The following is a 20,006-nucleotide window of genomic DNA, read 5'->3' as shown; positions in this document are numbered from 1 at the left end:
ATATCCTAAAACTGGCGGATCCCCAAAAAAAAGACCTTCGGGAATTACCCGGAAGTCTTTTTATCGCAAGGGATTGTTAATCCTAAGTTCTCGGTTAGATATAGGCAAGAAACAGGGTAGCGATGCCAAAGTAGATAACAAGCGAGAGAATATCGTTAATGGTTGTAATCAGTGGACCGGAAGCCACAGCCGGATCGATCTTGAATTTGAACAGAATGAGGGGGATGACGGTGCCGGCCATCGTGCCCACGATCAGCGTGGCAATCAACGAGCTTCCGACCACAAGCCCCAAGTAGAGGTTGCCCTGCCAGAAGTATGCGATCAAGGAAATCAGAATGCCGCACGTCACCCCGATCATCAGCCCGACCTTCAGTTCCCTGGCTAACAACCGGAGCACCAGCGATTTGGTCATTTCTTTGGTGGTCAAGCCTCTTACAATGACAGCTAGCGACTGCGTTCCGGTATTTCCGGTCATTCCCGCAATCATGGGCATGAAGAAGGCCAGCGCCACAACCTGTGCCAGCGTCTCTTCAAATCTGGAAATGATCGTTCCCGAGATCAGCCCGATGAATAAGAGCAGGATCAACCACGGCAATCTTCGATAGGCGGCAACGGTTGCTTTGGTGTTGAAGTCGATGGTTTTGCCTCCGGTGGCGTTCATTTTCCGAATGTCCTCATCCGCTTCCTTAATGACGACGTCCAGGATATCGTCAACCGTAATGATCCCAACAAGACGGTTGTCCTGTTCAACGACGGGGATGGCTACCAAATCGTATTTTTGGATTATGTGCGCAACTTCCTCCTGATCGGCATCCACGGGCACGGACAGCACCCGGCTGTGCATGATGTCCACGATATATTCATCCGGCTCGGCCAAGATGAGTCCCCGGTAAGACACCACGCCCATCAGTTTCTTGTCATGATCAATGACATACAGATAGTTGATGGTTTCCGAAATGGAAACGTAGGTTTTCAGCTTCTGGACCACTTCGGAGACGGTGTAATGCTGGGGGATCCACACATAACGGTTCGTCATGATTCGGCCGGCGGTTTCCGGCGGGTATTTCATCAGGTTCAGGACAAATTGGGATTCCTCGTCCCGCATTCCCTTGAGAAATTCGTCCTTCTGCTCGGGTGACAGCTCGTCCAGCAGAATGGCGAGGTCGTCGTTATCCATCAAGTCCAGGATAATGGCCGTTCTCTCTTTGCCCAGCCTGCCCAGAACTTCGATTTGCCTCTCATGCTCCATTTCCTGAATCATGTCGGCCAGTTGTTCCTCGTTCAGAAACTGCAGAAAGCGGGTTTGGTCCGTGTCGCTCAGGTGGCTATGTATTTTTGCCAGGTCATAAGGGAGAAATTCGTCGATGATGCGCTGAAAATCATTTGACGTCTTTGCCTTTAGACTCTCTGTAATGTCCGGTATCCATTGCTCAAGTGTCCGGGAATTCACGCCATGACTCCTCCTTTCTTGTTCCGTCCCATGATAACGAAATGTAACTATTATAGGGTTCACCATAACGACTTGTTGTTAAACAGCATGGATACGGCAAGTGCATGAAAAAAGGATTGGCGAACGAAAAAAGAATCCTCGGCAAAAGTTGCAAACGCTTGCAAATTACAATAAGATATAGGCGCACAAATTCATGAGTAGGGGTGAGCATATGAAATACAGACGTCTCGGGAAAACCAATCTGAAAGTATCGGTAGTCGGTGTGGGAACCTGGCAGTTTGGCGGTGATTGGGGGAAGGATTTCAACCAAAAGGAAGTCGATGCCATCTTGACGCATGCCAAGGAGCTGGGCATTAATTTGCTGGATACAGCCGAATGTTACGGGCCTCATCATATGTCAGAGAATTTCATCGGTGATTTCTTGGCGCGCGACCGCCGCGAGGATTGGGTCATTGCCTCCAAGTTCGGCCATCGATGGCATGAGCAATGGGAGAATGCTTGGGATGCGAAGCAGATCCGAATTCAGCTGGAGGAATCACTTAAAGCGCTGCGTACCGATTATATCGACCTGTATCAATTCCATTCCGGCTCGGATGACGTGTTCAACAATGATGAGATGTGGACGATGCTGGACAAGCAGATCCAAGCGGGAACCATCCGCAATCTGGGCATATCCATCGGAAGCAACAGAAATATCTATCAAACCGACAAGGCGGCGGAGGTGAATGCCAAAGCCATCCAGGTCGTGTATAACCGTCTCGATCAAGCGCCGGAGGAAGAGGTTTTCCCTTCATGTTTGAAGCAGGATCTTGGCGTATTGGCGCGAGTTCCGCTTGCGAGCGGCTACTTAAGCGGAAAATACAAGCCTGGCACGGTGTTCAGCGACAATGTGCGCAAGAACCGCGATCAGGATGAGATCAACGCCAAGCTGAAGCTTGTGGAGGAGATCAAGCAGAATGAAGTGCCGGAGGGCGTGAATATGGCCGAGTGGGCCTTGGCCTGGTGCTTGAAGCACCCGGCCGTCAGCTGCGTCATTCCCGGCTGCAAGAGCGTGGAACAGGTGGAGATGAACGCGAGGGCCGTGCATCTGGATTTGGTGCAGGACGACCATCCGGGAGCCTGGAAATCTTAATACCCGCCATGACTCGAATCCGAATAGGGCGATAGCAGAAAAAGCACCCGCGGGTGCTTTTTCTTGTGTCATCCCTACCTTGCCTGCAAACCGGCAACCGTCCGCTTCGCAGGCAGGAATCTGCGATTTTACAGAGCGGTATAGGGTAATAGACTCACTGTACGGGACTTTGTTATAGTAAACCTAACGGGATTTTTTGGGGAGGAACAGATGAAACCTATTAATAAACTCAGCATACAAGATGATTTTGTCGGTTTTTATTTGTTAAAAGAATTGAATATGAGACAGACCAACGGCACGCCGCCGAAAGACTATTTCGATATTGTTCTCGCGGATGCCAGCGGTCAAATATCGGCCAAGTACTGGGATGTGACCATACAGGATAAAGAAACGTTCCTGCCGATGCAATTGGTCAAAATCCAGGGGACCGTACTGAGCTACAGGGACCAACCTCAAGTCAAGATCAGCCGTATCCGCAAGGCTACCGATGCGGATGGCGTCTCGTTAACGGATTTTGTGAGGGCTGCGCCCATTCGCCCCGTGGATCTGATACATACGATCAAACTTACGATGAACGAGATTACGGAGCCGCAGGTGCGAAGCATCGTACAGTATTGCGTGTCGAAGGTGGAAGAGAAGCTGATGCATTATCCGGCTGCCAAAACCTATCATCATGCCTATTACGCCGGGCTGGCTTACCATATCGTCCGCATGCTGGAGATTGGCGATTTCATCTGCAAGCAGCGGCCGTTTCTGAATCCGGATTTGATCAGGGCAGGCATTATCCTGCATGATATCGCGAAGCCGGAAGAGATGATCGCACAGATGGGCATCGTAACGGATTACAGCAACCAGGGCAAGCTGATTGGGCATATCGCCCTGGCGTCCAACTGGATCGTGGAGGCGGCAATCGAGAACGGCATCGCGCTTGAATCCGAAGTGGTTTTGGGCTTGCAGCATCTGGTGCTTTCCCATCATAACCTCGGAGAGTGGGGCAGCCCGGTTCAGCCGCAAACGGCCGAGGCCGTCGCGCTGCATCATATCGATCTGCTGGATGCCAAGCTGCAGATGGTAGAGGACGCCCTGGATACGACGATTGAAACGGAGCCGTGGACACCAATGATCCGCGGCCTGGATAATAAAGCGATTTATCGGTTGAAGGTATGACGATGAAGGCATTTCCCGATCCATTGGCCCGATCCATTGGATTGTGGGCATGCCTTTTCATTATGGTGTAGGACGGCTCATGTTCCCTGGATCGGCAGCGTAAAACGAACCGTTGCCCCGCGAAGCGGGTTGTTCTCGGCAACAATATGCCCTCCGTGGTGCTGAACGAGAAGTTTGGCGATATACAGTCCCAGACCGGAATGCCCTTTTTGCCTGGAGGAATGCACCTGACCCTGGTAAAAAGGCTTAAACACCTGCTGCAGATGCCGCTGCTGCCCAAAGCCTGTTCCGTTATCCGTGACGGCCATCACTACCTGCTGCTCGGTGATCTCGATGTGCCATAGAATCCGCCCGGCTTCAGGGGTGTAGCGAAGGCTGTTGGATACGAGATTGTCCAGAACCTGGATGATGCGATAGGGATCGAGCATGACCGGAGTCTTGGCCGTTCGGTTATCGTAAACCTTCGATTGGAAGGCGATGTTCTTCCCCCTGCATAAAGCGGCATATTCCCCGGTTTTTTCGTCCGCCAATTCTTCGATATCCACGGGAAGCGGCTGGAGGCGAAAAGACACCTTCTCGATCTCCGCCATGGTGTTCATGTCTTGAAGAAGCTTCGAAGCGCGGGTTGTGTTCCGTTTGATGACCTGCAGGTACTGCAGCCGTTTGCCTTCATCAGGCTCCCCGTTCATCTGCTCAAGCCCCTCGACATGGCCTTGAACAATCGTTAGCGGCGTCCGAAGGTCGTGAGCGAGCGCCGCAAACATGGTGCTTCGTTCTTGCTCCATTCTCCACTCCCGCTCGATGGAATGCTCCAGCTCCTGACGCATGTCTTCAAAAGCCTTCGTTAGCCGGTTTACCTCCGCAATGGACGAAGCCCCGGATATGCTAAAGCCTAAATTACGCTCTTTAATCATTTCGGCTCCTTGCAGAAGCTGCTGCAGCGGAGCGCTGATTTTTCGGCTGAACCGCCTGCCGAATACCAAGGTGAACAAAACGATATACAAAAATGGCGTCAGGAAGAACGCAAGGAACCCAAAGGTCACCAAGGGATTCAGCGCAGGATTGGCCGCCGTTACCTTCAGGCTGTATCCAACCAGCAGAGCCCCGATCAGATTGCCGTCCCGGGAGACAACCGGCTTGTATACTACGATTTCATTCATGCCGCTGCGCGTCTGGTTTAATCGCGCCAGGATTTTCTCCCGGCTAAGCGATTCATGGATATGAAGATCCCCGTACAAGGGTTTGCCGGTAAGGGACACGACCAGGTAGGACATGCCCTGTGAGGGAATTACCTTTTCCAGCTCGGCTTGCCCCTCCGTGCTCATGATGGAGTCGCCCCGGGTCTGGGCGTATTCCGTAATCACGGGGATTTGCGCCTCGTAATGATTTGCCGGGAGCGCGATGTCATGGTTGAACAAGTAACCCAGCAGCAGCACAAGCAGTCCCCAGGTCACAAGCGTAGCCAGCAAACTGCAGATCAGAATCGAGACGAAATGGCGGGCGAACGTATTTTTGATGGAACGCTGTTTCGTCATTGGGGATCCCACTTGTAGCCGATGCCCCAGACGGTTTGAATAAAGCTGCGGTTCAGTGCGTGGGCGGCCAGCTTGGCCCGGATTTTCTTGATATGCTCGGTGATGGTTGAGTCGTCCCCATCGGCGTCCAATCCCCATAACTTCTCGTAAATCTGCTCCCTGGAAAAGACCTGTCCCTGATGCATCGCCAGCAGTTCTACGATCTGAAACTCCTTATTCGTTAGCGGGAGGTCGTGCCCATTGCAGCTAACGGCATGCCCTTTGCAATCGATCGTCAGGGCTTGGAACCGCAGGATGCCCTGTTCTTTTTGCGTGTGGATTCGCTGTTCCCGCCGCAGATGGGCATGGATTCGGGCTTTTAATTCCGCGAGGCTGAAGGGCTTGAGCAGATAATCATCCCCGCCTGCCGCCAGACCTTTAATTCGGTCCACTTCACTCTGGCGGGCACTCAGGAATACAATGGGGCACTGCGTCGTTTCCCTTAGCTGCTTGCAGACCTCAATGCCGTCCATCTCGGGCATCATCACATCGAGTATGATCAGGGACGGCTGCTGCTTGCTCTGGATTAACGCCTCCTGTCCGCTTCCGGCCGTGAGTACGTGGTAGCCTTCAAGCTCCAATGAATCTTGTATAAAAGAGATGATTTCTTCTTCATCATCCACCAATAGGATCGTTTCGTTTGCCATATCCATTACGTCCTCCAAGAAATAGCTATTCAAAAGGTCTATCTGGTAAGTGTACACGTCATTTCTAAAGAAAGAATAAAGAAAGTCCTGTTACTTGAAGTTTATATATGCCCCTACCTCAACGGAGCAGGCGGAATCGTTCTGGAGAAGCGGAAGCGGTCGCCTTTGCCCCCGGATTTCAACCATTCTTAAATGGATAGATAGAAATCTGGGGGCAACAGCGATCGGAAGAATGATCCGCATGCGCAGTGATGCTTAAGCTGCTGTATACTTACAGGTCAATTTGAGTTTCTTTATCCTTTCTTTATGATTGTACCTTAACCTGTAGGCACAATGATAAGGAGGTACGATGATGGCAACGAATTCACAGCCCAGAATACAGCTCATCGATAGCTTGAGGGGATTTGCACTATTAGGCATCTTTTTGGTGAACATTACGTTTTTTACGACATCGCTGCAAACCATTTCGTTCGGGGTCGAATTATGGTCGGGCTGGTACAATGAAGTCCTGATAATGCTGCGCGGGATTGTCATTGACGGCAAATTCATTTTGATTTTTTCCTTCCTGTTCGGCTACGGCATGGTGCTGTTACGGGAAAGCAGTCAGGCGAAAGGCCGCAGTTTTAACCGCATTTATGCCCGAAGATTAACGGCTCTGCTTCTGATCGGCCTGATCCACGGAATCTTGATATGGTACGGGGACGTTCTAACGCATTACGCGCTTATGGGATTCCTATTGATGCTGTTTCAGCGCTGCAAGCCGAAAACGCTGCTGATCTGGTCAATATCCCTGCTGCTGATCGTTCCCGTTCTGCTAACGGGAGCAAGCCTGCTGAACCCGGAATCCGGCCAGGTATTCGAGCCGTTTAGCCCGGCGGATGCCCATCAGATGGGAATCTATTTCCAGGAGCGGGATGCCGCTATTTACGGGGAAGGGTCGATGGCCCAGATCATGGCTCAGCGGCTGAATGATTACATCGGCTCCATCTTGAATATGGTGGTCTTCTACCCGCAAGTATTAGGGATGTTCCTGATGGGTGCCTACTTCTGCAAGCGCCGTATTTTGCATGAGGTCCAGAAGAACCGGAAGGGGATCATCCGATCGGTCGTCATTGGCGGAAGCCTCGGTCTTCTCCTTCAATTCGTGATGACGCTAGCGGATGGACTTCCGTCCTGGGCCGAGGCGGCAGCCTTGTTCGTGGGGGCACCGCTCTTGGCGCTGGCTTACATCGGAGTGTTTGCACTTTTATACCAGAATAAATCGTGGCAGAAGGTGTTGAATTTGTTTTCCTATCCCGGCAAAATGGCCTTCACCAACTATTTGCTTCAATCGATCCTGTGCGGATTGATCTTTTACAGCTACGGTCTGGGGTGGTACGGAACCATCGAGCCGGTCTGGCAGATGCTGATGGCCGTGGTCATTTTTATTGTGCAAGCAGCCTGCAGCAAAGTCTGGTTCAAACGGCTTCCGATCGGCCCGTTCGAATATGTTTGGCGCCTGTTTACGTATTGGGGAAATCCCGTGAAACAAAGAGAAAGGGTGCATGCTCGTTCCTGAAGAACAAGGCCGCCCATTTAAATCATCGCTGCATCAAAGCACCCAAGCTTTAAATAAAACTCTTGCAATTTCAATCCGGGGTGTAATACAATGCTTCTTAATTAACCAACACGATATGTTATAACAAGCGATGATGGAAAGAGTAAGCGAAAGAACGTTCCTGACAGGAAAGGGCAGCCACCGACTGAGAGCGCCCCGGTGAAGGTTCTCCGCCGAAGTTCATTCCGGAGCTGGTATTCTGATCGTTTGCATGTTTCGTGCAAGCCGTAGGTTTACCCGTAACCCTTGCGTTAAGAGGTTCAAGTGAGATGTGCTTGCTATATTTTTCGCATATCTAATAAGGGTGGTACCACGACTCCTCGTCCCTTTCCGGGCGGGGGGTCTTTTTGTTTATATATACCAGAAAAAAATGCGAGGGAGAGATTCTAGATGAGTCAAGGACGTTTGGAGCAATTGAGATCGGAGCTTGATACCGTCAATCTTCAGCTGCTGGAGCTGCTGTCGGAGCGGGCGCGGATCGCCAAGGAAATCGGTCAGGAGAAAGTGAAGCAGGGAGTGCCTGATTTCGATCCGGTACGCGAGAAGAAAATGCTGGACACCTTGGTGGAACATAACCAAGGCCCTTTTGATAATGAGACGGTGCGTCATTTGTTTAAACAGATTTTTCAGGCATCCTTAAAGCTGCAGCAGGTCGATCACAAGAAGCATCTGCTGGTGAGCCGGAAGAAGAAGCAGGAGGATACGCTGATTGAGCTGGGCAATACGGTGATCGGCGGCGGCACGCCGGTGATGATTGCAGGGCCTTGTTCGGTTGAGAGTTATGATCAGGTGCGCCAGGTAGCGGCAGCCCTCAAGGAAGCCGGCATTACCGTCATGCGCGGAGGAGCGTTCAAGCCGAGAACATCGCCTTACGATTTTCAGGGCTTGGGCGTGGAAGGCCTGAAAATTCTAAAGGAAGTAGCGTCCGAGTTCGGGCTGAAGACGATCAGCGAAATCGTGGATCCTGCCCATATCGAGCTTGCTTGCGAATACATTGACGTCATTCAGATCGGCGCCCGGAACATGCAGAACTTCGAGCTGTTGAAAGCGGCAGGGGATGTTCAAACGCCGGTGCTGCTGAAACGCGGTCTTGCGGCTACGATCGATGAGTTCGTGCACGCTGCGGAGTACATCGTGTCCCGCGGCAATACGCAGGTCATGCTCATTGAACGCGGCATTCGGACGTACGAGAAGGCAACGCGAAATACCTTGGACATCTCGGCGGTGCCGATCCTGAAACAAGAAACGCATCTGCCGGTGCTGGTGGACGTGACGCATTCCACGGGCCGCAAAGACATCCTGGCTCCTTGTGCCAGAGCGGCGCTGGCTGCGGGGGCAGACGGCGTAATGGTAGAGGTTCATCCCGATCCGGCCACGGCGTTGTCCGATGCGGCTCAGCAGCTGAATATTCCGGAATTCCATGATTTCCTGGCGAATGTGAAGAAGTCCGGATTGCTGTAAGAAGCGTCGTTTTTAATATCTGGAAAATGAAGGGTTGACAAATCGCTGTTCATTCTCTAAGATAATTATCAAAATTCATATTGAAATGTTTTGATTAGAAATAGTAAAAGCGAAATGACTTTTCAGAGAGCCGTTGGCAGGTGCGAAACGGTAACGTCGTTCCCTTTGAACTCGTCTATGAACAGCTGCCTGAACATGTAGGGTTAGCCGGAGTTCCACCGTTACAGGGATAGATGGTGATGGCCATCGAAGAAGATCATTTTGCATAAAATGAATTAGAGTGGTACCGCGGGTTCAACCCCGCCTCTATACGTAGAGGCGGGGTTTTTTTGTTGGTTAAATTCCGGGTTTAACCAACCCTGCTTGATATAGATAAACCCAAGTTCAGCGACCAAGGAGGAATTCCGAATGGAACGAAATATTATCGTATTGGACACAACCTTGCGCGACGGAGAACAGGTTCCGGGCGCCAAATTGAACGTACAGCAAAAAATCGAGTTTGCGCAGCAGCTGAAGCGGTTGAACGTCGATATTATCGAGGCGGGCTTTCCCGCGTCTTCGGCAGGAGACTTTCAAGCGGTTCAGGAAATCGCCCGCACCGTGGGCGACAGCGTATCGATCACTGCGCTTGCGCGCGCGGTGAAGGGCGATATCGATGCCGTATATGAAAGCATTAAGCTTGCGCAAAACCCGCTGATTCATATCGTGCTCGGTACCTCGAACATCCATGTGGAGAAGAAATTCAACCGCTCCAAGGATGCCGTGCTTCAGATGGGCGTAGATGCCGTGAAGTATGCCAAAACGCTGCTGCCTCAAGTTCAGTATTCGACGGAGGACGCATCCAGGTCCGATTTTGAATATCTGTGGAAAACGATCGAGGCCGTGGTAAAGGCCGGGGCAACGATGATTAACGTGCCGGACACGGTCGGTTATGCCGTGCCGGACGAATTCGGCGAATTGATCCGCAAAATCAACGAACGCTTGAAAAACCTGAACGATCAGGTGATCCTCAGCGTTCACTGTCATAACGACCTGGGACTTGCTACGGCGAACACGCTCAGCGCCGTGCGGAACGGCGCCGAGAAAGTGGAATGCACCATCAATGGTTTAGGGGAGCGCGCCGGCAATACTTCGCTGGAAGAAGTGGTCATGGGACTGAAGGTCCGGGAGAATCATTTCAAAGCTTCCACCAATATCCGTCTCAAGGAGCTGATCCGAACCTCCAGGCTGCTGACGCATTTGACGGGCCTGGATGTGCAGGTGAACAAAGCGATAACGGGCGAGAACGCATTCGCGCACTCGTCCGGTATTCATCAGGACGGCCTGCTGAAGGATAAGCAGGTCTATGAAATTATGTCGCCGGAGGAAGTCGGCGCCGACAGCATGGAGCTGATCCTGACGGCGCGTTCGGGAAGGCATGCGTTCAAGAACGCGGTGGAGAAGCTGGGCTTCGAGACGGGCGAAGGCGAAGATTTTGAAGCGCTGTTCGAGAAATTCCTGCTGCTGGCCGATGCCAAGAAGGAAGTATATGACCATGACGTCTTTTATCTGGTGACCCAGTACCGCACCCATGAAGAAGTCAGCAGCCATCTGTACGAGCTGGACTCCTTCCAGGTCGTCACCAATGATCTGTATCCGACGGCAACCGTGAAGCTGAAGAAAGGCAGCGAGACATTCAGGGACAGTATGGTGGGGGATGGTCCGATCGATGCGCTGTACAGTGCCATTAAAGCATTGGTCGGTTTGGACGTGCAGTTGAAGGATTACAAAATCAACAGTCTGTCGAGAGGAAAAGAAGCCATCGGCCGAGTGAACATCCGTATCGAATATCAGGGTAAAATCTATTCCGGGCGCGCGATGGATACGGATATCATCAAGGCCAGCGCGCTGGCATTTCTTAACGGAATCAATGCGGTCTTGCTTGATGCCGGCCACGATTCGCAAGCGCCGGTGAGTGCACGATAATATTGCCGTCGTAAGGATCCTGATGGTTGAACAGATAGGGTGTTGCCGGATAGGGGAGCCTTAAAAGAAAGCGCCCAGCGGGCCCAGAATATTTTGGCCGATAAGGGGTACAGCAATCAGGTTTCTTTTTCAATATGAAACGGTTTGGGCTGCGGCAGGACATCCGAAATCCGTGTTTGCCTGTATGCCCCATGAGTTGGCTGCGTTCACCGAAGGGCAAGTAATAACAGTAACGTAATATAAATGAAAAAACCGACTTGGCGTAGCCCCGGAGTCGGTTTTTTTGTGCGTTGCGTAAAGTAGCGTTGATGACAGCGTTCCGATCCGGGCATATAACGGGCCAGCATAGGAAAACACAGGTGAGCTGAAAAAAGTACATGTCAACCGACGGGATTTGAATGATATTATGAAAGCGTTTTATAACCTGGGGTAATACTCTTCGGGGGGAGTGGGCTATCCGGCTTCATCCAAATCCGGGGAGACTCGAAATCCGGGGAGTCATGTAGAAGCAACTGGATAGGCAATCTGCAAGAATAGGGAAGGAAGCGATGTGGATGAGAAGAAAATGGAGTTTTATAGTGATGAGTGCGCTAATCGCCTTAACGGCAGTCGGCTGTAACGGTGCAAAGGAAGCGGATGGAGGGAAAGCCGGTTCGTCCGGGGCCGCGGCCGATGGCAGGCTGTCCTTTACGATGTCCATGGCAACCAGCGGAAACAAACACGCAGAGCGTTCGAAGGATGTGAACGAAGAGAGATGGGTGAAGGAGCTTGAGAAGCTGACCCACACGGACATTCATCTGACGATGCTTCCGCTGAAGGATTTCGATAGCAAATTGACGCTGATGTTCGCTTCCAATGATATTCCTGACGTTGTCCAGAACGTGGGAGGGGCCACGAGCAAGGGGATGTCCGGCTCCGTTGAGGCTGGCGTATTCATGCCGCTTGACGATTTGCTGAAGGAGCATGCGCCGAACTTGATGAAGAGCGTGCCGAAGGAAGCGTGGCTGGAGACCAGCTATGACGGCAAAATATACGGAATCCCGGCCTGGCTGTCCAATCCGTCCCGGCGGGCGTTGTTCATCCGTACCGATCTGCTGGAGAAAACCGGCCTTCCGGCGCCCAAGACGGTGGACGAGTTTCTGGACGTGATGCGTGCGATGAAGAAGGAAGGCGTGGAATTTCCGTATCAAATGCGCGAGAATTTTAAATATGCGGATACGATATTAGGCGCTTTTGATGTGCTGCCGTCCCAGTTTGAGCTGCAGAACGGGGAGGTCGTTCCCAAGTTCTTCGACGTGGAGAATATGACGAAGGCGCTGGAGACCTATAAGACCATGTACGACGAAGGCTTGATTCCGAAGGATTTTGCAACCCTGACATCCAGTGACTACGGCAAAAACAACGAGAGCGGCAAGTCGGGCATGTGGTCGGCCAACGCGCAGCTACTCGCGGAATACCGCGGCAAGCTGAAGAACGCCGTGCCGGAGGCTAAGCTGGACATCATTCCTGCTCCGAAAGGACCCGAGAACGTCGGAGGCCATCTGCTCTACTCCAGCATTAATACGTCTTACTACATTAACAGCAAGGTGTCGGAGGAAAAGGCGATCGGCATCATCAAGTTTTTCGATTGGATGCTGACGCCGGAGGCGGAAACGTACTTCTCGTTCGGGATTGAAGGCGAAACCTATACGAATGAGAACGGAACGATAAAGTTCACGGCGCCGACTACGCCGGAGGCCATGGATGAGGACCGTTTCCGCGCCATGTTCTGGTTTGTGCACGATATGGTTTATAACAAGGCAAGAGAAGAGCTGACGGAAGACGGGCAGGACATGATCAAGTTTATGGATACCGTGGTCTTCAAGGAAGGGTTGGGCTCGATTCGCTTCTCGCCTGCACTGGACGCGTATGCCAAATATCCGGATGCCGCGCCGCAGGGCGATGACGTAGGTCCGAAGCTGGTTCTCGATCATATGATCAAGATGATCTATGGCAGGGAGCCGATCTCGGACTGGCTGAAAGTGATCGAGGAGTATAAGAAAAAAGGCGGCCTCGAAATCATCAAGGAAGCGACAGACCGTTACAACGAAGGGAAGGGCGTCGTCGTTTCGGAAAATCGAAAGTAGGCGATTTTTGAAGCGAAGGAGATGTTGGCATGAGCCTGCATGATAACGGCGGCAAACAAGCCGCGTTTTTTGAGCGAATTATGGGACTGCCGGTCTTTGATACCCATACCCACCTTGTCGGCGACCGGCTTGGCGCAAGGGATTTCTGGGAAATCGCGCACTACTTCTGGTTCTATCGGGAGCTCCAAGCCGGAGGCTATCCGGATGGAGCGGAGAAGCTGCCTGAGGAGGAACGCATAGCTATATTTCTGAATGCCTACCGCTCGACGAGAAGCACGCTGATGAACTGGTTCACTTCCATTATGCGCGAGTTATACGGGATCGGGATCAAGGATGAAGATTCGATCAGGGAAGCCATAACCGCAGTGCGGCATTCAGCCGCCGAAGAGGGATGGGCACAGCAAACGGCAGACCGGATGAATATCCGCCGGTTTGTCGTGAACCATCCGGAGCACGCAACATTTCAAGGCATGCGGGATCCTGCGGTATGGATTCCCCGGATTGACGGAGCGCTGGGCCGATGGGTCGACCAGATCGTGCAATCCTCAGAACCGGCCAGGACGTTGCTCGCGGTACGGGACGAGATAAACCGGCAGCTTGGCGGTTATAAAGAAGCGGGCTGCCCGGGCATTATGACCACGCTGCCGCGGTATGAATCGAGCACGAACCTCCGCCGGGAGATCGGCTCGGCAAGCGGACGTGACGACATCTTGATGGAGCTGCTGCACTTTATCTGTGCGGCAGCCGATCGAAACGGCTTGCTTGTCCAGCTGTTTCTGGGCGTCGAAAGGTCATGGTGCGGCACGGCGTTCCCTGCGAACGATACGGAGCGGATCCTGAAGCTCGCCGCTTTATTCGAGACATACCGTTGTCCTTTTGAGCTTGTGCTTGCGTCGGAGCTGAACAATCTGGATGCGGTGCAGGCTGCCTGGAATTTTCCGAACGTTCATGTCGGGGGGATGTGGTGGTTCAACTTCCGGGCAAGCACGTACCGGGACAGCATGCAGTACCGTCTGGAAGCACTCCCGGCCAGTAAAAGCTCGGTGATCGTTTCGGATGCCCGATGCATGGAATGGAGCTACGGCAAGATCCTGCTTGTGAAGAAGCTGGCTGCCGAGTTTCTGTGGGAGCGGGTCACGTCGGGCTGGATCGATGAAGAAACGGCGCTGCATACGGCAGAAGAATGGTTCTACGCGAGTGCCGTGAAACGCTACGGCATTCAATCGGATGAGCTTGACGGATAACGAAGGTTTTGACGCAAAGTCGATCCTGACGGGATCGGCTTTTGCTGGTTCAACAAGAAACCGGAGGAATCAGGATTGACATATCGATAAATCTCGATATAATGATACGTATGAAACCAATCGAAGTGTTTAAAGCGTTGTCCAATGAATCAAGACTGGAAATATTGCAGTGGCTCAAGGAACCGGAACAGCATTTTACGCCCCACGAAGGGATTGATATGAGGGAAATCGGGGTATGCGTAAGCCAGGTGACCGAGAAATTGAACATGACGCAGTCCACAGCATCGCAGTATTTATCGATTCTGCATCGGGCAGGCCTGATCAAGACGGAACGCTTGGGGAAATTTACGTATTATAAGCGGGATGAAGAAGTGATCCGGGAAATCGGAGAGTATTTGAAGCAGGAGATATAGAACAGGAACTGAATGTTTCCTTAGAGTAAGAAGGAATATTCAGTTTTGTTCTGCATTACGTATCTATATATTGCGATATGTCTTTTTATTGGTTTAACATATCGACAATTCACGATATGTAAATATAAAATAAAGGAGTGGAATCATGACAGGTTCATGGAAAATTTATGTTTTGGCTATCGTCAGTTTTTTAGTAGGGACGTCGGAGTATATCATATCGGGTGTGTTGGATAAAATCGCGGATTCGTTAGGGATTACCATCACCGCTGCAGGCCAGCTAATCACGATTTTCTCGTTGGTATACGCAATCTTGACTCCCGTGCTTATGGCATTGACGGCTAAGGTGGAGAGACGGAAGCTGCTGGTCTATTCGTTAGGCGTGTTTGTGGTTGCCAATCTTTTGTCATTCGCTCTGCCGGGATATATCCCGTTTGTCATCGCCCGCGTACTTATGGCGATGGGCGCTGGCATGGTGGTTGTCACGGCGCTCGGAATCGCCGCCAAAATCGCGCCGCCAGGCAAGCAGGCGAGCTCGATCGCCACGGTGGTCATGGGCTTCACGGCTTCGCTCATCATAGGCGTTCCGCTCGGGCGAGTCGCAGCCGCTGCTTTTGGATGGAAATCGGTGTTCGGGTTGATTGCCGTTCTGGGGGTTATTTCGATGTTGGTCCTGCATAAGGCCATTCCCAAAACAACAGGCGATGCCCCGGTTCCGCTGCTCCAGCAGTTCGCCCTGCTCAAGAAACCCAAAGTGGCACTTGGTTTGGCGATTACGTTCTTCTGGCTGGGCGGGTATTCCGTCGCCTATACGTACCTGTCCCCTTATCTGCTGAACGTTAGCGGTTTGAACGAACAATGGATCAGTTCAGCCCTGTTTGCCTTCGGCATTGCCAGCCTCATCGGCTCCAAGTTCGGAGGGTTCAGCACGGACAGATGGGGAGTACCGCTTACCTTAATCGGCGGCATGCTTCTGCATATTATTGCTTTAATCGTCCTGACTTTTACCGATGCGGGAGCATCCGTTATGCTGGTGTTTGCCGTACTTGTGATTTGGTCGCTGGCCGCTTGGTCATCCGGGCCCACGCAGCAGTATAATCTCGTCCAGCTGGAGCCGAATTCCTCGGGGGTCATGCTTGGCCTGAACCAGTCCATGATGCAGCTGTCCATGGCGGCAGGCGCGGGTATCGGTGGAATCGCGATCGAACGAATTTCGTTGTCGTCCATCGCATGGATCGGCGCTGCGGGTGTTGCGATAGCCGCGGTTGTATCGCTTGTACTGTTTCAATACATTAAGCAGGAGAGCACGGATCACGCGGCACTCGATGCTTGAAAGCATGACCGATGGTAACAGCCTGCTGCTCCGGGTCCTGCGATGCTCCGGCAGCATCGCTGCTAAGACCGGCTTTGTTACTAAAATTCGATAATGGAAGAAAGCAGTAGCTACGGCTGAGGCCGAGGCTCCTCGTACAGCAAATGGACATCCATTTGACGCCCTCCAACCGGAACGTTTATGCTATGATCAATGATAGCGGAAAATTTGGTTCCAAATTTTGCAGGAGGAGGAGATCGATTGGCTAAGCTTAAAGATATCGCCGAAAGGGTCGGCGTATCCATATCCACGGTTTCGCGAGCCATCAGCAACGATGCTAACCGTCCGGTCAATGAAGAAACCAAGCAGAAAATTCGGGAAGCGGCTCTTGAACTCGGTTATAAACTACATGAACCACCCCGAAGCGTACATGCTTACAATACGGCCGACAAACGGGTTGTCTGTGTCGTCCCCCAACATCTGATGGACGATCACCCGTATTTTTCAACGGTTTTAGCCGGTTTCCATAAAAAAATGGAGGAGCTGGGCCAGCCCCCGGCTATCGTCCGCACATGCGAAGAGGTCGGGGATGCGGACCGGATACGGCTCATGCTGAGGGAGACGGGAGCGCAGGGTATTGTAGCCATCAGTTGGTACGACAAGGAGCTGTTTGAGTTGATGCAGCAGGCCGGTGTTGCCATCATGGGCGTGAGTTTGAATGATGACCGGTTGAACGTCCCGGTTGTAGACTGTGACCGGATCCTATCGGCGAGGGCAGCCGTACGCCACCTGATCGACCAAGGGCATTCGCGGATCGCTTATATCGGAGGCCCCGCATATTCCAAGCAGATGGAAAGCGAGGAACGGTATGTCGGATACAAATTCGCTATGCTCGAGGCCAACTTAGAGGTGCGCGAGGAGTGGCAGATGAACACCGGATGGAACGTGGATCGAAGCTTCAGTAAGTTGTCCGAGCTATTGGGAGGGCTTCCCAAAGGGCAATGGCCGACGGCAGTTTTTTGTGCAAGCGACATGCTTGCCATTCCAGCCATGCGGGCCGTTGTCGAGAACGGCGGCCGCATACCGGAGGATATCGCGATCGTAGGAATGGATAACATCGATGTGGCCCAGTATACTACACCGCCGCTGTCCTCCGTATCCGTTCCCAAATACGAAATCGGCAGGGTAGCGGCCAAATCGATTGTGGATTATTTGGATGGTCATTTCCCGATGGCAACCAAGATATTGCTGCCATGCTCATTGATTGTGCGGGAATCCTCCAGATTTACCCGGAAGCAGTAAAAATATAACTTATTATGTTTGGTTAACTGACATTTAAAGACAAGGAAAAGATGATCAAACAGCCGTCGGCTTGAAAACCGGCGGCTGTTTTTTGCTGTTACTCACTCCAAAACAAATCATTTCACACCAAAAAGATCCAAAAAAAGTGTTTGACTTTGCCAAAATCCTATATTATTATGAGTGAAAATCATGGAGATGTTTGGCGTTGGGTTTTCCTTTTTTGGAGTTGGATAATCACCGTCCGCATCGTTCCATTTACACATTGATTGCGTTTTCATCCCTTTTATATCAACGTAATCGAATAATATAAAATATTCCCCGTAGAGAAGTTGAAGACCCTTCAAATTGCAAGTTTCAACTCTTGCTAGTATCGATAATTATCCAAACTAATTCCAAATATATTCTGATATTATCCAAAAATAAATCCAAAGAACTAGAATAACGTCCGATTCCATCGGATTTTATTTATAAACTATGAGAATGTCATTATTTATGACGTGAAGATCCTGAAATGCCCCATTGAATCACGGTGGCTTGATGCGGTTGTTGCTTTTGTCAGATGACGGATTGCAGAGAAAAGGAGGGAAATCGTAAACCGAGTGCTTTACCAGCTGGATCCATAGGAAGAGAACATGATCCCCTAAAGGTACCCGCTAAAGGAGGGGGTCAATGGAACGTTATGGTTTGCTTTGTTGCCGTTCTAGATTAACCAATACATACCGAGGTGATGCTCATTGGCAAATATGACCCTGCAGCCCGCAGCAAATGCGGTATCCGAGACGAAGCGTAAGCGCTTCATGTGGAATCGCATCCTTCGCAATTGGCAGCTTTATGCCCTGATTTCACCGGTCATCGCCTATTACGTCCTGTTCCAGTACGTTCCGATGTACGGCATCCAGATCGCCTTTAAGGACTTTATTGCAACGCAAGGAATATGGGGCAGTCCGTGGGTCGGCTTCGAGCACTTTGACCGATTTTTCAACAGCTATTATTTCTGGCGCTTGATCAAGAACACGCTGGGCATCGGTTTATACAGCCTGGCCGTCGGTTTTCCGATCCCGATTATTCTCGCTTTGCTCATGAATGAGGTACGGGCCGAACGTTTCAAGAAATTCGTCCAGACCATCACTTACGCTCCTCACTTTCTCTCTACCGTGGTCGTTGTCGGAATGATGATGATCTTCTTATCGCCCCGTTACGGCATCATCAACCATTTCATTGAAATGTTCGGCGGCCAGCCGATCAATTTCATGACGGAGCCATCCTGGTTCAAGTCGCTGTACGTGCTGTCGGATGTATGGCAGACGATGGGCTGGAGCTCCATCATTTATTTGGCTGCCCTTGCCGGCATTGACAACCAACTGCACGAAGCCGCGCGTGTCGACGGTGCGACCAGGCTTCAGCGCATATGGCATATTAACATCCCGGGCATCATGCCTACGATCATCATCCTCCTGATCCTGAACATGGGCAGCATCATGGGCATTGGATTCGAGAAGGTGCTCCTGATGCAGAACAACCTGAACATGGAGAGCTCCGATATCATTGCCACCTATGTCTACCGAATGGGGATCCAGAACGCCGAGTACAGCTTCTCCGCGGCGATCGGATTGTTCAATTCCGTCATCAATTTCATACTGCTGGTTGCGGTGAACTTTATTTCGAAGCGGGTTAGCGAAACAAGTCTTTGGTAAAGAGGGGAGCATCGAACCATGCAAATTGAATCCAGAGGGGACCGTATTTTTAATGTCATCAACTATGCGATTCTGATCCTGGTCACCGTCATCGTCATGTACCCGCTGCTTTTTGTGCTCAGCGCATCGTTTAGCGACCCGCAGGCGGTTCTCCGGGGCGAGATGCTGCTGTGGCCAAAGGGAGTCAACCTGAATTCCTACGCGAAAATATTCCAGAACCAGGATATCATCAGCGGCTTTACCAACACGCTGGTGTACACATCGCTCGGCACGCTCATCAACCTCACGATGACCATTCTTGCGGCCTATCCGCTGTCGAGGAAGGATTTTGTCGGGCGAAATGCCATCATGGCACTATTGGTTTTCACGATGTTTTTCAGCGGAGGACTCATTCCGACGTATTTACTGATCAAGAACCTCGGCATGCTGAACACGCTCTGGGTCATGATTATCCCGAATGCCGTATCCATCTGGAACATCATCATCATGCGCACCTTCTTTCAGCAGTCCATTCCCGGCGAGCTGCAGGAGGCCGCGACCATCGACGGCTGCTCGAACATCAAAATATTGACCCGGATCATATTGCCGCTGTCCATGCCGATTATCGCGGTGACCATTCTCTTCTATGCGGTCGGTCATTGGAATGCGTTCTTCAATGCACTGTTGTATCTGTCGGACAAAGATAAATTTCCGCTGCAGCTCATCCTGCGCGAAATCCTGATTCAGGGACAAACGAACGACATGGTCAAAATGTCGACCGAATCGGCGATCAAGCAGCAAAGGGAAGTGGAGGGCATCAAGTACGCGGTGCTGGTCGTGGCCAATATTCCGGTGCTGGCGCTCTATCCGTTCCTGCAGCGATATTTTGTCAAAGGCGTGATGATCGGGGCCATCAAAGGATAAATTCCTTGCATGGATAAATGGA

Annotated in this window: 15 protein-coding genes and 1 other annotated feature; of the genes, 12 read left to right on the top strand and 3 right to left on the bottom strand. The window is 51.5% G+C overall.

What is annotated here, in order from left to right; all coding sequences use genetic code 11:
• Positions 1-94: 94 nt before the first annotated feature.
• A complete protein-coding gene (mgtE, locus tag MHH82_RS24050) occupies positions 95-1,450 on the bottom strand; it encodes a magnesium transporter (protein WP_251497908.1) in 1,356 nt (451 codons plus the stop codon).
• A 211-nt stretch (positions 1,451-1,661) separates the two neighbouring features.
• Between mgtE and MHH82_RS24045 the strand changes: the two genes are divergently transcribed.
• Positions 1,662-2,582 carry an aldo/keto reductase gene (locus MHH82_RS24045; protein ID WP_251497905.1) on the top strand — a complete coding sequence of 307 codons (921 nt, stop codon included), beginning with the start codon at positions 1,662-1,664 and terminating at the stop codon, positions 2,580-2,582.
• Positions 2,583-2,792: 210 nt separating this feature from the next.
• Entirely contained in the window at positions 2,793-3,749 is a 957-nt protein-coding gene (locus MHH82_RS24040; RefSeq protein ID WP_015736827.1) for a 3'-5' exoribonuclease YhaM family protein, read from the top strand.
• A 77-nt stretch (positions 3,750-3,826) separates the two neighbouring features.
• Here MHH82_RS24040 and MHH82_RS24035 read toward each other — a convergent pair whose 3' ends face one another.
• Together MHH82_RS24035 and MHH82_RS24030 are read right to left on the bottom strand one after the other, a co-directional pair.
• Positions 3,827-5,284, bottom strand: coding sequence for a sensor histidine kinase (locus tag MHH82_RS24035; protein WP_251497902.1), 1,458 nt, complete (start codon positions 5,282-5,284; stop codon positions 3,827-3,829).
• Positions 5,281-5,976 (bottom strand): response regulator transcription factor, encoded by a 696-nt coding sequence (locus MHH82_RS24030; protein WP_251497899.1) that lies wholly within the window; start codon positions 5,974-5,976, stop codon positions 5,281-5,283. The genes MHH82_RS24035 and MHH82_RS24030 overlap by 4 nt, the downstream gene beginning before the upstream one ends.
• A 343-nt stretch (positions 5,977-6,319) precedes the next feature.
• Between MHH82_RS24030 and MHH82_RS24025 the strand changes: the two genes are divergently transcribed.
• From MHH82_RS24025 to MHH82_RS23980, 10 genes are all read left to right on the top strand, one after another.
• Positions 6,320-7,528: a DUF418 domain-containing protein gene (locus MHH82_RS24025; protein WP_340968127.1), complete on the top strand. Its 1,209-nt coding sequence runs from the start codon at positions 6,320-6,322 to the stop codon at positions 7,526-7,528.
• A gap of 429 nt (positions 7,529-7,957) precedes the next feature.
• Complete coding sequence (locus MHH82_RS24020; RefSeq protein ID WP_036660068.1) at positions 7,958-9,028, top strand: bifunctional 3-deoxy-7-phosphoheptulonate synthase/chorismate mutase; 1,071 nt, start codon at positions 7,958-7,960, stop codon at positions 9,026-9,028.
• An 81-nt stretch (positions 9,029-9,109) separates the two neighbouring features.
• Positions 9,110-9,339: a binding site (T-box leader), on the top strand.
• A 97-nt stretch (positions 9,340-9,436) separates the two neighbouring features.
• Entirely contained in the window at positions 9,437-10,993 is a 1,557-nt protein-coding gene (locus tag MHH82_RS24015) for a 2-isopropylmalate synthase (protein WP_251497893.1), read from the top strand.
• 554 nt (positions 10,994-11,547) lie between these two features.
• Positions 11,548-13,119 carry an extracellular solute-binding protein gene (locus MHH82_RS24010; protein ID WP_340968124.1) on the top strand — a complete coding sequence of 524 codons (1,572 nt, stop codon included), beginning with the start codon at positions 11,548-11,550 and terminating at the stop codon, positions 13,117-13,119.
• A gap of 29 nt (positions 13,120-13,148) precedes the next feature.
• The gene (locus tag MHH82_RS24005) at positions 13,149-14,363 is read left to right on the top strand and encodes a glucuronate isomerase (RefSeq protein WP_340968122.1); all 1,215 of its coding nucleotides are present in this window, start codon (positions 13,149-13,151) and stop codon (positions 14,361-14,363) included.
• A gap of 110 nt (positions 14,364-14,473) precedes the next feature.
• Positions 14,474-14,776, top strand: a complete 303-nt coding sequence (locus MHH82_RS24000; RefSeq protein ID WP_009591021.1) for an ArsR/SmtB family transcription factor — start codon at positions 14,474-14,476, stop codon at positions 14,774-14,776.
• Between the two features lie 145 nt (positions 14,777-14,921).
• A complete protein-coding gene (locus MHH82_RS23995; RefSeq protein ID WP_015736818.1) occupies positions 14,922-16,106 on the top strand; it encodes an MFS transporter in 1,185 nt (394 codons plus the stop codon).
• 240 nt (positions 16,107-16,346) lie between these two features.
• Entirely contained in the window at positions 16,347-17,387 is a 1,041-nt protein-coding gene (locus MHH82_RS23990; protein WP_015736817.1) for a LacI family DNA-binding transcriptional regulator, read from the top strand.
• 734 nt (positions 17,388-18,121) lie between these two features.
• The gene (locus MHH82_RS23985; protein WP_015736816.1) at positions 18,122-19,081 is read left to right on the top strand and encodes an ABC transporter permease; all 960 of its coding nucleotides are present in this window, start codon (positions 18,122-18,124) and stop codon (positions 19,079-19,081) included.
• A gap of 18 nt (positions 19,082-19,099) precedes the next feature.
• Positions 19,100-19,984: a carbohydrate ABC transporter permease gene (locus MHH82_RS23980; protein WP_015736815.1), complete on the top strand. Its 885-nt coding sequence runs from the start codon at positions 19,100-19,102 to the stop codon at positions 19,982-19,984.
• The last annotated feature ends 22 nt before the right edge of the window (positions 19,985-20,006 follow it).

The sequence above is a fragment of the Bacillus sp. FSL K6-6540 genome, from assembly GCF_038007545.1.
Note: the sequence above shows the minus strand (reverse complement) of the source record. Positions and strands in the feature narration are given on the sequence as shown.